Source organism: Campylobacter sp. 2457A, from assembly GCF_020135895.1.
GTDB lineage: Bacteria > Campylobacterota > Campylobacteria > Campylobacterales > Campylobacteraceae > Campylobacter_D > Campylobacter_D taeniopygiae.
This window is the reverse complement of record NZ_JACHTO010000007.1, coordinates 35,551-53,929: the sequence shown is the minus strand read 5'-3', so window position 1 is coordinate 53,929 and position 18,379 is coordinate 35,551. Positions and strand designations below refer to the sequence as shown.

Sequence of the window (18,379 nt, the reverse complement as noted above, 5' to 3'; positions counted from 1 at the left end):
CTAGCTAAGCTAGATAAATTCAAATTAAACCTTTGGCCCTATCATTTTAGTCGGATCAACAAATTGATTAAAATCTTCTTCACTAACTAAACCAAGCTCCATCGCACTTTCCTTCAAAGAAATTCCTTTTTTGTGTGCATTTTTAGCTACCTTTGCAGCATTTTCATAACCAATATGTGGATTTAAGGCAGTAACTAGCATTAAGGAATTATGAAGATTGTAATCAATTTTTTCACGATTTGGTTTTATACCTATAGCACAATGGATATTAAATGAATGCATAGAATCAGCTAAAAGATCAAGACTTTGTAAAAAATTATAAATAATCACAGGCTTAAATACATTGAGTTCAAAATTTCCTTGACTCGCTGCAAATCCAATCGTCGCATCATTTCCCATAACTTGAACTGCAACCATAGTTATAGCTTCACATTGAGTAGGATTTACTTTACCTGGCATAATAGAACTCCCTGGCTCATTTTCTGGGATACTAAGCTCCCCAAGGCCACATCTTGGGCCAGAAGATAACCATCTAATATCATTAGCAATTTTCATTAAATTTGCCGCTAAACCTTTCATAGCTCCGTGAGTAAAATTAATTGTATCATGACTTGTTAAAGCATGAAATTTGTTTGGACTTGAAATAAATTTAGTCCCCATAAGCTTAGTTAATTCTTCGCTAACTTTTTCACTAAGCTCTGGATGGGCATTAAGACCTGTTCCTACAGCTGTCCCGCCAATAGCTAATTCTCTTAAACTTGGCAAAGAAGCAATGATTTGCTCTTTAGAATGTAAAAGCATGGAAAGATAACCACTAAATTCCTGTGCTAAAGTTAGCGGTGTAGCATCTTGCAAATGAGTACGCCCTATCTTGATAATGCCTTCAAATTCTTTTACTTTTTTTTCAAAAGTCGCAATGAGTTTATCTAAAGCAGGGATTAGTTTTTTTTCAACTTGCTCGACTGCAACTATACTCATAGCCGTTGGAAAAGTATCGTTTGAACTTTGACTCATATTGACATGATCATTTGGGTGTACGAGTTTTTCTTTACGAAAATCTCCACCCATGATTTCAGTGGCACGATTTGCAATTACCTCATTCATATTCATATTACTTTGAGTGCCTGAACCTGTTTGCCAAATCGCAAGTGGAAAATTATCATCAAATTTACCCGCAATAATTTCATCACAAGCTTGAACTATAGCATTTTTTTTAGCATCATCGAGTTTGCCAAGTCTATTATTAACTAAAGCTAAAGATTTTTTAAGATTTGCAAAGGCATAAATTAAAACCTTTGGCATTTTCTCGCAACCAATTTTAAAATTTTCAAAACTTCTCTCGGTTTGTGCTCCCCAATATTTATCATTTGGAACCTTAACTTCACCCATAGTGTCATGCTCTATTCTATACTCCATTGTATTTTCCTTCAATTTTAATTTCATACAATGATTTAAACAAAAATAGACATAAAATTAGCTTATAATTTAAATTTTAAATAAATAAGCACAGATTTAAACAAACTTTGTTTCAAAACTGCACACTAATGATTTTTTATTCTACTGTTACACTTTTTGCAAGATTTCTTGGCATATCTACATCATTACCCATTCTAATAGAAATTTCCATAGCTAAAAGTTGAGTGATCACCATCATTTCAAAAAATTCACACATATAATGATTTTGTTCATTAGTTTTTATAAAATCATCACTCAAATCAAATTCCAAAGGAGAAATACTAAGTACAGTAGAATCTCTAGCAATTAATTCTTCAACATTAGATTTTGTTTTTTCATAAAGCATATTTTTAGGCATTAAGGCAATGGTATAAAGCTTAGAATCAGCCAACGCTATAGGACCATGTTTCATTTCTCCCGCTGGATAACCTTCAGCATGCAAATAAGAAAGCTCTTTTAATTTTAAAGCACCCTCTAAAGCTAGAGGATAAAAAACATCACGTCCTATAAAGAAAAATCCATGTCCATCAAGATAACGCTTAGATAAGCGATGAATTTTTTCGTGTAATTTAGTATCTACTTTAACACAATTTGGTGTATGTAGTAATGCTTGAATTTCTATAGAAGTATCAAAATTTTTCTTTTGTGCAATAAAAATAGCCAACATCCAAAGGGTTAAAATTTGTGTCGCAAAAGCCTTTGTCGAGGCTACACCTTTTTCAATACCTGCACGGGTTAAAAGACTTAAATGTGCTAAACGCACCATATTAGAATTATCCACATTGCAAATTGCAAAAGTTTTTGCACCCTGCTCCTTTGCTATTTTTAAAGCCTCTAATGTATCTGCAGTTTCTCCACTTTGAGAAATTACAATAAATAAAGAATTAGGCTTAATCACTGCCTCGCGGTAGCGAAATTCACTTGCAATTTCAACCTTAGCTTTAATTTTTGCTAAACGTTCAAACAAATAAGCACTTGCCATAGCTGCATGATAACTTGTTCCGCACGCACATAAAGTAATTTCATCAATATTGCTTAAATTTTCATTTTCAAGCTCATCAAAAACCACCTCATCTCCATTGATGCGTCCCATTAAAACTTCACTCATAACACGACTTTGTTCATAAATTTCTTTTTCCATAAAAAAGCGAAAACCATCTTTTTTAGCAAAAGCTTTATCACCTCGCAATTTTGTAAAAGAATTGATTTTGAGTTTATGATTTTCAAAAATCACCAATTCTTCTTTATTAGCATAGCCTAAACTCAAATCTTCAAGATAAATCACCTCGCTACAAAGTCCGATTAAAGGTGTATCAGCACTAGCAAAATAAATCTCATTCTCTTCATTTTTTCCCACAATTAAAGGAGCTGCATTTTTAGCAAAAAAGACACGATTAGGATCTTTTTTTGTGATCAAAAGAATCGCAAAAGCTCCACGTAACTCATCAATAGTCTTTTTAAACGCCTCAAATGCATCCATATCTTTAGCATAAAATTCAAAAAGTTGCACTATCACTTCAGTATCAGTTTGGCTTAGAAAATGAACGCCATTGTGCTCTAATTTGTCTTTAATTTCTTTATAATTTTCTATAATTCCATTATGAATCACACAAGAGTATTGTCCCAAATGTGGATGAGCATTGATTTCTGTTGGTTTTCCATGTGTTGCCCAACGCGTATGGCCTATGGCAAATCCATAACCTTCGCTAGAAAAACCACTACATTTATTAGATAAATTCTCAAGTTTTCCTACAGCTTTAAAAAAACTAAGTTCTTTATCTTTCATTACTGCTAAACCTGCACTATCATAGCCACGATATTCAAGTTCTTTAAGTCCATTGATTATGGTTTGTTTTTTTTCATTTTTTCCTATATAACCTACTATTCCACACATTTTTACTCTCTTAAAAATTATTAATTTATTTTAAATAATGAATTTTAACTTATCTTTTTTAATGATTTATTCTAAGAATTATGATTTTCTTTGTTAAAAATACTGATAAAACACTATTTTATCGAAATTTACTTATAAGTTAAATCTTTTTTTCAGTAAGAATTTATAATGTTTGTTTTAAAATTTTGAAAAACAAAAAGTGATCATCAAATGAAAAATTTACTTAAAAAATTAGAAAATGAAGAAAGAATCAATCAAGAAGAAGCAAATAAACTTTGGGATTTAGATCTTTTTACTCTAGGCAAATTAGCCCACAAAAGACGTGAAAAACTTCATGGTAAAAAAGTCTATTTCAATATCAATCGCCATATCAATCCAACCAACATCTGTGCAGATACTTGTAAATTTTGTGCCTTTTCAGCTCACCGCAAAAATCCAAATCCTTATATAATGACTCATGAAGAAATTATGAAAATAGTTGATGAAACCGTAACTCGCGGCACAAAAGAAGTGCACATAGTTTCTGCTCATAATAAAGATACAAGTTGGCAATGGTATTTAGAAATTTTTAAAATGATCAAAGAAAAATATCCTAATATCCACATAAAAGCTATGACAGCAGCTGAAATTGATTTCTTACACCGACGCTTTGCAATGAGTTATGAAGAAGCGATTGAAAAAATGCTAGAATATGGCGTAGATTCAATGCCTGGTGGTGGGGCTGAAATTTTTGATGAAGAAATTCGTAAAAAAATTTGTCATGGAAAAGTTAGCAGTGAGAATTGGTTGAAAATTCACAAACTATGGCATCAAAAAGGCAAACTAAGTAATGCTACTATGCTCTTTGGACACATAGAAGAAAGAGAACATAGAATCGATCATATGTTTAGACTTAGAAATTTACAAGATGAAACCGGCGGATTTAACGCTTTTATTCCTTTAGTATGGCAAAGGGATAATAGCTTTATACAAACTGATAAAATTATGGACAGCGAAGAGATTTTAAAAACCGTTGCTATTTCGCGTTTGGTACTTGATAATATCAAAAATATCAAAGCTTATTGGGCAACGATGACTTTAAATTTAGCTATGGTAGCTCAAGAGTTTGGCGCTAATGATTTAGATGGAACCATTGAAAAAGAAAGTATTCAAAGTGCCGGAGGGGCAAAATCAGCCAAAGGAACAAGTTTGAAAACTTTTATAGATATGATTAAAACTGCTAATTTAATCCCTGTAGAACGAGATAGTTTATATAATGAGTTAAAAATTTATTAATTTAGGAGATAAATTTGTTCAAACTTAAAGAAAATAAAACTAATTTTCGCACAGAGTTGATTGCTGGATTGACCACTTTTTTAGCTATGGTTTATATCATCCCTGTTAATTCAGCAATTGTAAGTAATACTGGTATGCCTATAGAGGCTTTAATCACAGCAACTGCCTTAGTTACTATCGTAGCAAGTGCCTTTAATGCTTTTTTTGCTAATACGCCAGTTGCTATGAGTGTTGGTATGGGCTTAAATGCTTATTTTACCTTTGCGGTTTGTGGAGCACAAAAAATTCCTTGGCAAAGTGCCTTAGGAGCAGTTTTTATTTCAAGTATTATTTTTCTTATCCTTTCTTTTACACACTTTCGCCTTTGGATTATTAGAAATATCCCTAAAGATTTGAGACTAGCGATTTGTGCAGGTATTGGCTGTTTTATCACTTTTTTAGGATTGAGTCAAATGGGGATTATTGTGCATAATAAAGATACCTTAGTGGGAATAGGAAATTTTGGAAGCTCTCATGTGCTTTTTGGAATTTTTACTCTTGCACTTATTATCTTTTTTTGGGCTATAAAACTTAAAGGGGCTTTTATTTTTGGAGTTTTAATCAGCTCAATCATTGCTTGGATTTTCCATATCGATCAAGCACAATTTCCTACTCAGCTATTCTCCCTACCTGCTTTTGACTCTACCAATGGCTTAGGGGCAATCTTTTTAAAATTAGATATCAAAAGTGCTTTAAATATTAGTATGATTCCTATCATACTTACTTTTTTCATCACTCAACTTTTTGACAGCATTGGTACTATTACTGGCGTAGGAGAAAGAGGAAAAATATTTGATGATGCTAAAAATGGTGAAAAAAAACTTGGGAAAACTTTAATGGCGGATGCTACAGGATCTACTCTTGGTTCTTTAGTTGGGACATCCACTGTAACAGCTTTTGTTGAAAGCACAACTGGAGTAGAAAGTGGTGGAAGAACTGGTCTTACAGCACTTGTTGTGGCTTTATGTTTTATTTTAACTCTTTTTTTACTTCCACTTTTTAAAGCCATACCTGCAAATGCAATTTATCCTGTTCTTATTATGGTTGGAATTTTAATGTTTATGGAAGTTAAAAATATAGATTTTAAAGATGAGGCTATAGCGGTGGGTAGCTTTTTTACCATCATCATGATGCCACTAACCTATTCTATTACCTCGGGTTTTGCTTTTGGTTTTCTCACTTATCTACTAATAAGAGTTTTTAAACGCCAATGGGATCAAATTAGCTTAGGCATTGTTGTTTTAAGCTTGATTTCTTTAGGTAATTTTTTACTGATAGCACTACAATAAAAAGGGGATGGATGTTTTTTTATTCTTATGATTATTTTGAAGAAGACGTTAAATTTTTAGCCACACAAATAAAAAAAGAATTTAATCCTGATGCTCTTATTGCCATCGCTAGAGGCGGTATGACTTTAGGACATTCTTTAGCCGTTGCCCTAGATACTCGCAACCTTTTTAGTCTCAATTCTATACATTATGACGATACTAAAAAACTCGATACCATTGAAATTTTTAATATCCCAGATCTTAAAAATTATAAAAAAATTTTACTCATTGATGATATAGTAGATAGCGGAGAAAGCTTATCTGAAATTAAAAAAAGACTGCAAGAACAATTTCCTCATATAGAATTAAAAATTGCAACGATTTTCTATAAAAAAACGGCTCTTTTAGAACCTGATTTCAAGGTTAAAGAAGCTAAAGAATGGATAGATTTCTTTTGGGATATAAAAATTAATTAATCTTTGTCGTTATTTTTTGGAGTTTTAAATTTTGAAAATTAAAATCATATTATTGTTATTATTAAGCTATTCTTTTGCGTTGGATCAAAATTTTGAAGATTTTGAGCAAGAATACAAAAGTTATCAAATCAATGATCCACTTGCAAGTTATAATAAAGCCATGACTCATTTTAATGTAGCCTTATATACTTATGGATTTCGCCCTATTTTAAAGGGTTATAATGAAATTACACCTCAGTTTTTACGCACAGGAGTAAGGAATTTTTTTGACAATTTATTTTCACCCTTACGTTTTGTTGGCAATGTTTTACAATTGAAATTTAAAAATGCCGGAGAGGAATTTAAAAGATTTACAACAAATACAATTATGGGATTTGGTGGCTTAATGGATCCAGCTAGTCAAATGGGTTTAAAAAAACATCCTGCTGATCTTGGAACCATCTTAGGACACTGGGGAGTTGGCGGAGGATTTCACTTAGTATTGCCTGTATTGGGGCCTAGTAATTTAAGAGATACTTTAACTTTACCTGCAATTTGGTATGCAGATCCTATAAGCTATATAAATCCTCAATGGGAAAGTATAGCAATCAGTGCTTATGATTTTAGCAATGAGCTTAGTTTCAAACTTGATGAAATTGATGAAATTTATTATAATTCACCAAATTTATATCCATTTTTAAGAGATGCTTACGAACAAAGAAGGCAAGAATTAAGTAAATAAGGAAACAAATGAAAAAAATTATTTTATTATTCTTTTTTTTAGGAAATATTTGGGCTTTAAATTTAAACGATATCCCACATACTATGCAAAATAACATTGATAAAAGTTTGAATTTTTTAAAAACTCAAAAAAATAAAACTTTAGTCGCAAATGAAATTTTTAAACTCTTTGATGATATCATTGATTATAAACTTATAGCAAAACTTAGTCTTTCAAAAAACTATGATAAACTTAGCAAACAAGAGCAAGAAGAATTTTCAAAAGCTTTTGAGCAAAGTCTTAAAAAAAGCTTTACTGATAAATTAAGTCTTTATAAAGATCAAATTCTAAAAGTAAAAAATGGAGAACTTAAAAACGAAAAAAGATATTTTCTTACAACTTCTATTGTGGATAATGGAGAGGAAAAAAATATTATTTTCAAATTTTACAACAATGATAATAATTGGTTAATTTATGATGTTGATGTACTGGGGGTTAGCATCATTCAAACTTATCGCTCTCAATTTGGAGACATTTTATCGAGTGAGGGATTTAACGCTTTATTGCAAAAACTCAAAAGCATTACCATTAAATAAATGCTTTCAAAATTTTTAAAACTGATTATTTCTTACCCAAAAACTACTTTTTTGGGAACCTTTTTTATTTGTTTATTTCTTAGTTTTTTTGCTTTTAAAATAAGTGTTGATGCAAGTGCTGAAAGTTTATTGCTCGAAGATGATACCGATTTAAAAACCTTTAGAGAAATTTCAAAACATTATAAAAATGATAATTTTTTGATTCTTGCTTTTAAACCTCAAGATGAAAATCCTTTTTCAAAAACAAATTTATCTAAATTACAAAAACTTCACAATGATTTAGAAAAAGCACCTTTAGTTGAACGCGTCTTTAGTATCATCAATGCACCCTTATTACAAAGCTCTGAAAACACAGATCTTAAAGAACTTTTAAAAAATATACCCGATATACAAAGCAAAGATGTTAATCAAACAAAGGCAAAAAATGAAATTTTAAACAATCCTTTTTATAAAAATAATATTATTTCAAAAAATGGAAAAATCACAGGAATTATCATTTATCTAAAAACAGATTATATTTACAATGAACTTATAGAAAAAAGAGATTTAGCTAAAAATGAAAAAGAAAAAAATGCTATTCGTTTAGCGATTAAAAAACATCAAGATCAGCAAAAAATTCTCAATAAACAAAATTTAGATTTTATAAAAAATATTATAAAAAAATACGAAACCAATCAAGATAAACTTTATCTTGGCGGTGTCAGTATGATAGCTGATGATATGATCACCTATATAAAATCCGATCTTTTAATCTATGGAGTTTCTTTAGTTTTTTTATTGGCAATTGCATTATATTATTTTTTTAGAACTTGGCGTTTTGTTCTTTTGCCCCTTTTTATATGTTTTATCAGTTTGAGTGCGGCAAGTGGAGTATTTGCTCTTTTAAATTTTCAAATCACGGTTATTTCTTCTAACTACGTTGCTTTAGTTTTAATCATAACTTTAAGTGTGGTTATACATTTAATCACTCATTTTATAGAAATCTCTCAAACCTACCCTAATGCAAGAATTCAACGCCTTGTGCTTCAAACCTTACTGGCTAAAGCAAAACCTAGCCTTTATGCTATAGTTACAACCATGATAGGCTTTTTTTCCCTTATATTTTCAAATATAGAGCCTATTATAAAATTAGGCATTATGATGAGCGTGGGCATTGGTTTGGCTTTGATTTTTAGCTATTTATTTTTAGCAAGTATTCTAGTTTTACTCAAGCCAAAGCAATACCACAAAAAAGAATTTAAATTCAATCTTTTAGAATTTTGTGCAAAAATAAGTCTTGATCAAAAAAAACGTTATATCATTTATGGAATTTCTTGTATAGCGATTTTAGTATCCTTATTTGGAATTTCTAAACTAAGGGTTGAAAATTCTTTTGTGAATTATTTTAGAGATGGCAGTGAGATTAAAAAAGGATTACTTGTTATTGATAAAAATTTAGGCGGAACCTTGCCTCTAGATGTAATCATACGCTTTAAAAATAATCAAACAGCTACCAACTCAAATAAAGCCTTAGATAGTTTTGAAGATGAATTTGAAGATCTAGAGAAAAAAGATACCTATTGGTTTAATTCCAAAAAAACACGTATTGCTAAAAAAGTTCATGAATTTTTAGAACATCAAAAATTTGTCGGTTCAGTTCTTAGTTTAAACAGTCTTTTGATTTTAGGTAAAAATATCAATCATGGCGAGGATTTAGATGATTTTGCATTGGCATTTTTAAATGAAAATTTGCCTCAAAATTTCAAACAAGATCTTATTTCTCCTTTTGTCAATATAAAAAACAATGAATTAAGATTTACAATGCGTATTGTTGATTCTGATCCAAATTTAAGACGTAACGAATTTTTGATCAAGCTTAATGAAAATTTACACAAGCTTTTAAAAAATGATGATGTGCAAATACAAATCACAGGTATTATGGTGCTTTACAATAATATGCTTCAAAGTCTTTTTTCTTCGCAATTTGATACACTTGTATTTGTTATATTAGCCATTTTTATTCTTTTTATCTTTGTTTTTCGTGATTTAAAATTTTCCATTATAGCTATACTGGTTAATGTTATTCCTTTAAGTGTTGTTTTTGCCTTAATGGGGTTGTGTCAAATTCCTCTTGATATGATGAGTATTACAATAGCTGCTATTGCTATTGGCATTGGAGTTGATGATGCTATTCATTATATCTATCGTTTTAAGGAAGAAATTAAAAGCAAAAGTATTGAAGAAGCTATAATCAACTCTCATCTTAGCATAGGATCAGCACTTTACTATACTACTATAAGCATAGTATTAGGGTTTAGCGTTATGATGAGTAGTAATTTTATCCCTACAATCTATTTTGGGGTTTTAACAGTCTTTGTTATGATTTTACTTTTAAGTGGGAGTTTATTTTTACTCCCTAGTTTTTTAATCAGTATTTATTCTAAGAAAGCCAAACTTGAAAACCAACATAAATAGCATAAATTAGAACAACCGCAATCATGTATTTTATAAATTTCTTCATCTTTCTTTTTCCCTTTTAATCATTTCTAAAATAATTAAAGCAAGCTCCATAGCTTTAAATCTATGCGAAATCTTATTCTTTTGACTAGATTCAAGTTCAGCTAAAGTTTGTTCAAAATCCTTTGGAATAAAAAGACTATCATAACCAAAGCCTTTGTCTCCTTTTTCTTTATTGATGACTTTTCCATGCATACTTGCTTGGGTTACATACTCCCCATTTAAAGTCACTAAAGCAATAGCAGCTTTATAATGAGCCTTACTTTCATAAATATTTAAATTTTTCATTTCAGAAAGTAATTTCTCTCTATTGCTTTTATCATCACCTTTAGCGCTAAAACGAGCAGAGAAAATTCCAGGTTTTCCTCCCAAAGCATCAACGCAAATTCCACTATCATCACTTAAAACAATGAAATCTTTTTTCTGTTCTTGATTTAAAGCATTAAAAACAGCTCTAGCTTTTATCAAAGCGTTTTCTTTAAAACTTTTACCATTTTCTTCGATTTCAAAAGGCTTAAGAATATCACCAAAGGAATATAAAGAATAATCTTTAATCATGTCTTTAAATTCTAGAACTTTATGTGCGTTATTTGTTGCCAAAAGAATTTTCATACCCTATCCTTTCTTTTTTTAGCTATGAAAACTTTGAAAAAAGTCTAGCATAATTTTTAAAAGCTTACAAGAAAAATATCCTATAAAATTAAAAATAAGTTAATCTAAATGATAGTAAAATTATCTCAATTTAAAATTTAGGAAGGTAGCAATGTTAAATAATGTTTTAGCTTTATCATTTATAATTGGAACTAGATTTTTTGGACTTTTCATTGTTTTGCCTGTCTTAAGTCTTTATACTCTAAAATTAGAACATGCGAATGAATTCTTAGTGGGATTTTTGGTAGGAATTTATTCTCTTACGCAAATGATTTTACAAATGCCTTTTGGAATTTTAAGCGATAAAATAGGTCGTAAAAAAACAATGCTTATAGGACTTTTAGTCTTTATTGTAGGTTCTTTAATTTGTGCCTTTTCCCATGATATTTACATGATGCTATTAGGCAGAATGCTTCAAGGTGCTGGGGCTATTGGCGGCGTCGCTACAGCTATGATTAGCGATTTTATCACAGAAGAAAATCGCGGTAAAGCTATGGCTATCATGGGTTCTTTTATAGGTCTTAGTTTTGCGAGTTCTATGGTTATCTCTCCTTTAATGAGTGCAAAATGGGGCTTATCTAGTCTTTTTTATTTGAGTGCAGCTTTATCGGCTTTATGTATTGTTTTACTTTATAGCGTTGTTCCAAAAGAAAATAAAATCACTCATCACAATCAAAAAACACCTTTTTTACATCTTATTAGACAAAAAAATTTAGCCCTAATGAATATTACTAATTGTATGCAAAAAATGCTTATGAGTATAGCGTTTTTAAGCATACCTATTATTTTAGTTAAACATCTAGGTTTTCATGAAAATAAACTTTGGGCTGTTTATACGCCTTCTATGATTGCGGGATTTATTGCCATGGGATTTGCCGGAAGTTTAGGAGAAAAAAAAGGATTGGCTAAGCAAATTTTATTACTTGGTGTGGTATTTTTTATTTTTTCTTATGTTCTTTTTAGTCTTTCTAATTCCATCAATCTTTTTATTGTTGCTATTGTTATATTTTTTATCGGATTTAACCTACATGAACCTATTATGCAAAGTTGTGCATCAAAATTTTGTAAAGTCCATGAAAAAGGTGCAGCATTAGGTCTTTTTAATGCCTTTGGTTATGCAGGAAGTTTTATAGGTGGTTCTGTTGGTGGAATATTTTTACATCTTAATCAATTAAATCTTTTAACAATTATCTTAGTTGTTTTAGCTATTTTTTGGCTGATTAGTCTCTTTTTCTTAAAAAATCCATCTGAATTTAAAAATATCTACCTACCTTTAAATACATCTTTAGATTTAAAAGAATTTGGAAAAAATATAGGGGTTGTAGATATTTATAAAAATTCCAAAAATTTAATTATTAAATTTGACAGTAAAATTACAAATGAAGAAAGTTTAAAAGCTAAAATTTAAAATAGAAAAAACTCGCAATTTGATTGAGAATTTTATCTTCTAATGAAGCTTGACAACGCTCTTTATTTGCCAAATAAGCTGTTCTAGCGATTAAGCTTGTTCTTTGAGTTTTACCATTTTTAATAATCTCTATATTTAATTGCATACTGTAATAATTCTCAACAAGCCATTCTCCTTGGCTTTCCAAAGGATCAAAATCATAAAAAAATCTAGCTGAAGTGCTTATCCTTTGTGCATAAGAATGTTTTTTCATATCCACAAGATTGAGATAAATTTTATATGTTGGATTTTGATTGCTTTGTTTAAGTCCTAAATTTTGCAATTTATTGGCTAATTTATACTCTAGCTCGCTTTTAATTTTACTTGGATTTTGAAAAAGAATTTCAAAAGTTTCATTAGGATGTGCTTGAAGAAATATGCCTTCATTATTAGTTTGTATAGAACTTTCAACAAAGGTAGAATTAGCACAGGCACTCATAAGGAGTGCCAAAAATATAAAAATAAAAATTTTCATTTTATGATGGTTGGTGTAGCGCTAAGCCCTAAAGCACGATATTTTTCATAAAGAGAGAATATCTGTTTTAATTCAGCATCGCTGACTTTTGGGTAGTTTTTAATATTTGGATTATAATATTTCTTTAAAATCGCTATTTTTTCATCATCATTTTTAGCTTTTTTAACTTCTTTATAAATGAGTGCTGACTTTTCAAAAGCTGATTTTCCATGCACTGGAGTTAAAATATAATTGATTTGATAATCTTTAAGCTCATCTTTAATTTGCTCTAGCTGCTCTCTACAAAAAGGACATTCTGGATCAGAGAATACATACATTGCGGGTTTATTTTTATCACCCATAGCAATCACCATCTTTTCCTTTTGTGCCACAGGTTTGGCATTTTTAGCAAAATGTTCTCTAGCTTCTTTAAATTTTTTCATTTCATATTCTTGAGCATAAGAAGTTCTTGTTTTTATATCAATAATATCAGGAACTATAATATTATCCTTTGTAAAAAGAATTTGATCCTGAGTTTGACCATCAACACTCACGCTAACAATCACACTTTCAAATCCTGTATTTCCAACTTTTTGACGATCTTTGACACTTACGGTAGCATTTGGAAACTGCATTTTGATACTTTTTGAATAAAAATCACTGATTTCACTATTGCTTGCAGCAAATAAAGATGCTGAACAAGCTAAAATTAAGCTTAATTTTCTCATTCATATTCCTTAAAAAATAAAATATAGATTTATTGTATAATGATTTTCTAAATACTTGTTTTTAAAAATCTTTTTTTCTCTTTTTTTTGCACCCTTTCATCTTTGTCTAGATACTCTAAATACGCTATTGCGTATTTTCTTGATAGATGAAAAATTTCTTTCATTTTTTGCACATCAAGCTCTGTTGTTTGTAAAATTTTCAAACATTCTTGCATCATTTGATCTAAAACTTTTTTTTCTACAAAAAGATTATGAGAAAGTCTGATAACTAACTTTTCTTGAGTGAGTTTTTTTAAAATTTCATCACCGCTTTTTCGATCAAGATCTAAATCTTCATAAAGATTATAAGGAGCTTGTGGCTTAATACCTTGTTTTTTTAATATTTCATAGAGTTCATTGTTGTTTCTTTGTTTGAGTTTTTCAAAGTCAATCCCTTTTTTAAAATATATTCCATTTTTAAAATCGAGCAAATTTTGCATATTTTTAAGCCCAAATTCACAAAATTCCACACTCGCCCAAGAGATTCTCAAAGATAATGAAGTCGGAGAAAACATAGCATAAGGATTTTTTTCTAGTATAAAAATAATCATTTTTTTAAATTCATCCAAAGCTAAGAGATTATAAACATTGAGATTTTTTTCATCCACAAAAACCCCGTTTAATTTCTTTGCCAAATCCAAAGCTTCTTTATGAAGTAATTTAAATCTTTGATAGCTAGAAAGCAAACCAAATCCCATTTTATGGATATCTTTTAAAAAACTAAAAACCGCTTTAAAGTCTCTATTTTTAAGTAAAAATAATAATTTATTTTTTAATTCTTTCTTTAAAGGCTCACTTACAGGATTTAAAATTCTACCACCCCCGACAATACGATTATTTTGAAGTAAGATAAATTTTTCATCAAAACATAAAAAAAGCTGGGTTTTAAAAACAAGATGGGCAAAAAATTCATCATTGTCTAATTCTTTTAAAATTGTAAGCTTACATTCTACACTTTTGCTTCCTACACAAAAAAGCATTTTCTCATTTTTTAATCCTCTTTTAGCTTTGATTAAAACATCGCATTCTAAAAATCCTTTAAAAATACCTTTCTTGCTTAAAACAAAACCTTTTTTCAAATCTTTATGATCGCAATTTAAACTCAATGCCACACGGTTAAAAGCTCCAATTTCTTTACAATCTTGATCATGATTTTGTATATTTTTGATCAAAAGTTCTTTTTGATTATCCAAGCAAATAATTTTTTCATTAACACTGATTTTTCCCTCATTTAAACTACCTGTCACAACAGTTCCTATGCCTTTGAGTGAAAAAATTCTATCTATGTAATAGCGAAAAATCAAATCATCTTTTGCATTTTTATCTTTTAAATTTAAAAGATAATCTTTTAAAACATCGATACTAGCTTGATCTTTTATAGATGTATAAAAAACATTTAAAGGGGTAAAATTTAACTTTTTTAAAATTTCTTGCCCACGTTCCTTATAATTTTCACATAAATCGCATTTGCTAAATACAATAATAATATCTTTAATTTCTAAGATTTCAAGCACTTCTAAATGCTCTATGCTTTGCTCTTTTAAACCTTCATTAATATCAATAACAAACAAACAAGCACTAAAACCAAATGCTCCGCTAATCATAGTTTTAACTAAATCTTTATGACCTGGAACATCGATAAAAGAAAAGTGTTTATCTTTTAATTTTAAATCCGAAAAACTTAGATTGATCGTAATTTGTCTTTCTTTTTCTTCTTTTAAATTATCTCCATCAAAGCCATTTAAAGCTTTAATTAAAGAAGTTTTTCCATGATCAATATGCCCTGCAGTTCCAATAAGTAAAGAATTCATCAATCTTCCATAGAATTAATCAATTGAATCAAAGTATCCAAATCACTTTCCCTAATCGTTCTAAAGTCTAAAACAAAACTATCATTTTCAACGCGACCTATAATGTTTTTTTCTCTAAATTTTTTTTGCAATATTAAAGCCTTGCCCTTAAAAGATAAAACTCGACTTTCTAAAGTTCTATCAGGCATAGAACCACCCCCGACCAAACTCTTGCTATTTTTAATTTCACTTTCAAATTTAATCCTCTGCTGCACCCACAAAGCTTTTTGCTCTATATGTTTAATATCATCGTTTAAAAGTCTTAAAGTAGTGATTTTATTATAATCTTTTTCAAGATAAGCTTTAAGCGTTTCATTAAGCAGCGCTAAAGTGATTTTATCCACTCTTAACATTCTTAAAAGCTGATTTTTTTTAATCTTCTCAATCAAATCTTTTTTTCCCAGTATAATTCCAGCTTGGACAGAACCAAAAAGTTTATCGCCGCTAAAACTTAAAATATCGCAATTTTTAAGCACTTTTTTAATCATAGGTTCATTTTTTGCCAATTCTTTATTTAAATTTTCACACCACCCAGAACCTAAATCATAATAGGTTAAAATTCCTTTTTCTTTAGCTAATTTATCAAGCTCCACAATGCTTACATCGCTTTGAAAACCTATAAGGGCAAAATTTGATTTGTGTGTTTTTAATAGTAACTTTGTATTTTCATCGATAGCTTCTTCATAGTCTTTTAAATGCGTTTTATTACTTGTTCCAACTTCTTTAAGCTTAACTCCAGCAGCCTTAATCACTTCAGGCACACGAAAACTCCCACCTATTTCGACCAATTCACCTCTAGAGCTAATAATTTCTTCATTTAAACAAAGAGAATTTAAAATCAAAAAAACCGCTGCAGCATTATTATTTACCACTAAAGCATCTTCACACTCAAAAAGCATTTTAAGTTTTTCAAGTACCAAAGCGTAGCGACTTCCTCTTTTGCCATTTTCTAAATCAAATTCAAGATTTGCATAATTACAAATTTGATCTTTGCATTGGTTAAAAATACTTTCATCAATCACGCTTCTACCCAAATTTGTATGGATAATCACACCTGTAGCATTGATCACACTTTGTAAATCTTTACGCAAATATTTTTGAATTTCTGATTTTATTTTTTCTAAAAGAATATTTTTTTCACAGCTATTCTCACCCAAGGCCTTAAGATTAGCTACGATATTTTTGCAAAAATAAGCCCTTAAATAAAAGGGATATTCCTTTAAAGTTTCATCCTCGATTAAAGTTCCAATTTGTGGGAATTTTTTTATTTTGTCCATCTTAAACCTTAAGAAAATATTTGGTTATTTTAACATAAAATTTAAAAAATATTTTTTTAGAGGAAAAACTTAATGAAAGAATTTGTTTTCATAAAAAATAAAGATTTAATCCCCTTGCCTGATGAAATTGAAATTTGGGAAACAAATAAAGATATAGAAGTTTTAATCTCTAATGATAAAAAACAAAAATCTAGCATCTACGCTCCAGAAATTAATTTTTACCTTAGAAATTCTCAAGATGATACTTTAGAAAAGGCTAAAAATATTTTAAAACTCTATCAAATTAGAAATCATATTTATGATTTTGGACTTGATTTTGAAGACAATAAACCCATTCAAAAACGCATTATTCTTATCGATCTAGAAGAAGAACTTGTTGATTTTTTGAAAAAAAATGATTTTAAAGTCATTGCTTTAAAAAATGAAGAAGTCAAAGGTATTTTTGGGACTATAGGAGAATTATGTGCGATAATATCCGATGAAATAGAAATTGATTTTGATATTTTAATTTTCAATCACCAATTCTTAAGAAAAGATTTTTCAAGGCAAAGTGGCTGCTATGATATGCAAAATTTCAAAAATAAAGAAGCTCTGCTTGAATTTTTAAATAGCATTATCCCAAATTACACTTACAAAAATTATTTTTCCTATGATTTAAATATATGCCAATATCATTCAAGGCGTAGTGAGCACTGTGCTAAATGTGTTGAAATTTGTCCCACAACAGCTATTTTAAAAGATGATGAAAATAAAAATCTAATTTTTTCACAAATAGATTGTTTGGAGTGTGGTTCTTGTATTAGCATTTGTCCTAGCGGATCGCTTGATAGTACTAATTTACCTAGAAACAGCTTTTTTGAAATTTGCAACTTTTTAAAAAAAAATAAAATTTTACTCATTTCAGAAAAAATTCCTCTAGAAAATTTAAATTTAGAACTTCCAAAAAACACTTTACCGCTAATCATAAAAGATGGATGGCTTACTCCTATGCATTTTTTAGCTCTTTTACAAAGTAGCGGTGCTAATATAGTCTTTTTCACTCAAACACTATCTCAAGGAAATCATGAAGCTATAGAACTTTTAAATACTTTTTTTGAGAGAAAATTTAATAAAAAAGCTATTTTTATTGCTAATGAAGAATTAAATACTCATTTAAAGCAACAAGAATTTTTAGAAGATTTATACTTTGAATTTCATAATAATACTCTTAGCACAAGAGAAAATTTTTCTAAAAGAATACAAAAACTTATACAAAATGATGATTTTGGTTCTTTAAAAAGCGGAGATTGGATAAGATATGGTAAAATAGAAATCAATACTCAAACTTGCACCCTTTGTCTTTCTTGTGTTGGAGCTTGTAACGTAGGGGCTTTAATCGCAGATCATAAAGAAAATGCTTTAAAATTTAATGCTTCGCTTTGCACTACTTGTGGGTATTGTGAAATGAGCTGTGCTGAAAAAGATACCTTAAAGCTAACAAGAAGTGGGATGGAATTCAATCCTAAGTTTTTTGAATATCAAACGATGGCAAAAGATGAACTTTTTGCATGTATAGAATGCGGAAAAGAATTTGCTACTAAAAAAGCTGTGCAAAAAATAGCAGAACTTATGAAACCTAAATTTAAAGAAGATCAAAATAAAATTAAAACACTTTATTGCTGTGCAGAATGTAAGGCAAAAATAATGATAAAAAGTATGAGTAATTTATAAATATCGACTAAAAGTCGATATTTA

15 protein-coding genes are annotated in these 18,379 nt (G+C 29.4%); 8 read left to right on the top strand and 7 right to left on the bottom strand.

Going from position 1 to position 18,379, the window contains the following annotated elements:
- Positions 1–24: 24 nt before the first annotated feature.
- Both fumC and glmS read right to left on the bottom strand, forming a co-directional pair.
- Positions 25–1,416 carry a class II fumarate hydratase gene (fumC, locus tag H2280_RS03610; RefSeq protein WP_337215699.1) on the bottom strand — a complete coding sequence of 464 codons (1,392 nt, stop codon included), beginning with the start codon at positions 1,414–1,416 and terminating at the stop codon, positions 25–27.
- Positions 1,417–1,552: 136 nt separating this feature from the next.
- Complete coding sequence (gene glmS / locus H2280_RS03605; RefSeq protein ID WP_337215698.1) at positions 1,553–3,349, bottom strand: glutamine--fructose-6-phosphate transaminase (isomerizing); 1,797 nt, start codon at positions 3,347–3,349, stop codon at positions 1,553–1,555.
- Positions 3,350–3,559: 210 nt separating this feature from the next.
- On the opposite strand from glmS, the gene mqnE reads away from it, so the two are divergent.
- The 6 genes from mqnE to H2280_RS03575 are packed head-to-tail and all read left to right on the top strand — an operon-like array spanning position 3,560 to position 10,157.
- Positions 3,560–4,624 (top strand): aminofutalosine synthase MqnE, encoded by a 1,065-nt coding sequence (gene mqnE, locus H2280_RS03600; RefSeq protein WP_337215697.1) that lies wholly within the window; start codon positions 3,560–3,562, stop codon positions 4,622–4,624.
- Positions 4,625–4,632: 8 nt separating this feature from the next.
- On the top strand, positions 4,633–5,952 hold the full coding sequence (locus H2280_RS03595) for an NCS2 family permease (protein WP_337195614.1): 1,320 nt from the start codon (positions 4,633–4,635) through the stop codon (positions 5,950–5,952).
- Positions 5,953–5,963: 11 nt separating this feature from the next.
- Positions 5,964–6,407 carry a phosphoribosyltransferase gene (locus H2280_RS03590; protein WP_137623751.1) on the top strand — a complete coding sequence of 148 codons (444 nt, stop codon included), beginning with the start codon at positions 5,964–5,966 and terminating at the stop codon, positions 6,405–6,407.
- A gap of 31 nt (positions 6,408–6,438) precedes the next feature.
- A complete protein-coding gene (locus H2280_RS03585) occupies positions 6,439–7,128 on the top strand; it encodes an MlaA family lipoprotein (protein WP_337215696.1) in 690 nt (229 codons plus the stop codon).
- Positions 7,129–7,136: 8 nt separating this feature from the next.
- The gene (locus tag H2280_RS03580) at positions 7,137–7,703 is read left to right on the top strand and encodes an MlaC/ttg2D family ABC transporter substrate-binding protein (protein ID WP_337215695.1); all 567 of its coding nucleotides are present in this window, start codon (positions 7,137–7,139) and stop codon (positions 7,701–7,703) included.
- Positions 7,704–10,157, top strand: a complete 2,454-nt coding sequence (locus tag H2280_RS03575) for an efflux RND transporter permease subunit (protein ID WP_337215694.1) — start codon at positions 7,704–7,706, stop codon at positions 10,155–10,157.
- A 42-nt stretch (positions 10,158–10,199) separates the two neighbouring features.
- Here the strand turns inward: H2280_RS03575 and rdgB are convergent, their stop codons facing one another.
- The gene (gene rdgB / locus H2280_RS03570) at positions 10,200–10,811 is read right to left on the bottom strand and encodes an RdgB/HAM1 family non-canonical purine NTP pyrophosphatase (RefSeq protein WP_337195595.1); all 612 of its coding nucleotides are present in this window, start codon (positions 10,809–10,811) and stop codon (positions 10,200–10,202) included.
- A gap of 151 nt (positions 10,812–10,962) precedes the next feature.
- Here rdgB and H2280_RS03565 point away from each other — a divergent pair, with 151 nt between their 5' ends.
- On the top strand, positions 10,963–12,258 hold the full coding sequence (locus H2280_RS03565) for an MFS transporter (RefSeq protein ID WP_337215693.1): 1,296 nt from the start codon (positions 10,963–10,965) through the stop codon (positions 12,256–12,258).
- Here H2280_RS03565 and H2280_RS03560 read toward each other — a convergent pair.
- Genes H2280_RS03560 through selA form a run of 4 tightly spaced genes read right to left on the bottom strand, consistent with a single transcriptional unit; the run spans position 12,248 to position 16,645 of the window.
- Entirely contained in the window at positions 12,248–12,736 is a 489-nt protein-coding gene (locus H2280_RS03560; protein ID WP_337215714.1) for a hypothetical protein, read from the bottom strand. The genes H2280_RS03565 and H2280_RS03560 overlap by 11 nt on opposite strands.
- 32 nt (positions 12,737–12,768) lie before the next feature.
- Positions 12,769–13,479: a thioredoxin fold domain-containing protein gene (locus tag H2280_RS03555; RefSeq protein ID WP_337195594.1), complete on the bottom strand. Its 711-nt coding sequence runs from the start codon at positions 13,477–13,479 to the stop codon at positions 12,769–12,771.
- 47 nt (positions 13,480–13,526) lie between these two features.
- Positions 13,527–15,329: a selenocysteine-specific translation elongation factor gene (gene selB, locus H2280_RS03550; protein WP_337215692.1), complete on the bottom strand. Its 1,803-nt coding sequence runs from the start codon at positions 15,327–15,329 to the stop codon at positions 13,527–13,529.
- Entirely contained in the window at positions 15,329–16,645 is a 1,317-nt protein-coding gene (selA, locus tag H2280_RS03545; RefSeq protein WP_337215691.1) for an L-seryl-tRNA(Sec) selenium transferase, read from the bottom strand. Before selA ends, selB begins: the two co-directional genes overlap by 1 nt.
- 72 nt (positions 16,646–16,717) lie before the next feature.
- Between selA and H2280_RS03540 the strand changes: the two genes are divergently transcribed.
- Entirely contained in the window at positions 16,718–18,355 is a 1,638-nt protein-coding gene (locus H2280_RS03540; protein ID WP_337215690.1) for a 4Fe-4S dicluster domain-containing protein, read from the top strand.
- Positions 18,356–18,379: the final 24 nt, after the last annotated feature.

Bases quoted from the DNA above. Each gene is read 5' to 3' on its own strand.
- fumC (WP_337215699.1), bottom strand. From the start codon at position 1,416: ATGGAGTATAGAATAGAGCATGACACTATGGGTGAAGTTAAGGTTCCA.
- H2280_RS03590 (WP_137623751.1), top strand. From the start codon at position 5,964: ATGTTTTTTTATTCTTATGATTATTTTGAAGAAGACGTTAAATTTTTA.
- H2280_RS03560 (WP_337215714.1), bottom strand. From the start codon at position 12,736: ATGAGTGCCTGTGCTAATTCTACCTTTGTTGAAAGTTCTATACAAACT.
- glmS (WP_337215698.1), bottom strand. From the start codon at position 3,349: ATGTGTGGAATAGTAGGTTATATAGGAAAAAATGAAAAAAAACAAACC.
- selA (WP_337215691.1), bottom strand. From the start codon at position 16,645: ATGGACAAAATAAAAAAATTCCCACAAATTGGAACTTTAATCGAGGAT.
- H2280_RS03565 (WP_337215693.1), top strand. From the start codon at position 10,963: ATGTTAAATAATGTTTTAGCTTTATCATTTATAATTGGAACTAGATTT.
- H2280_RS03540 (WP_337215690.1), top strand. From the start codon at position 16,718: ATGAAAGAATTTGTTTTCATAAAAAATAAAGATTTAATCCCCTTGCCT.
- rdgB (WP_337195595.1), bottom strand. From the start codon at position 10,811: ATGAAAATTCTTTTGGCAACAAATAACGCACATAAAGTTCTAGAATTT.
- H2280_RS03555 (WP_337195594.1), bottom strand. From the start codon at position 13,479: ATGAGAAAATTAAGCTTAATTTTAGCTTGTTCAGCATCTTTATTTGCT.
- H2280_RS03580 (WP_337215695.1), top strand. From the start codon at position 7,137: ATGAAAAAAATTATTTTATTATTCTTTTTTTTAGGAAATATTTGGGCT.
- H2280_RS03575 (WP_337215694.1), top strand. From the start codon at position 7,704: ATGCTTTCAAAATTTTTAAAACTGATTATTTCTTACCCAAAAACTACT.
- selB (WP_337215692.1), bottom strand. From the start codon at position 15,329: ATGAATTCTTTACTTATTGGAACTGCAGGGCATATTGATCATGGAAAA.
- mqnE (WP_337215697.1), top strand. From the start codon at position 3,560: ATGAAAAATTTACTTAAAAAATTAGAAAATGAAGAAAGAATCAATCAA.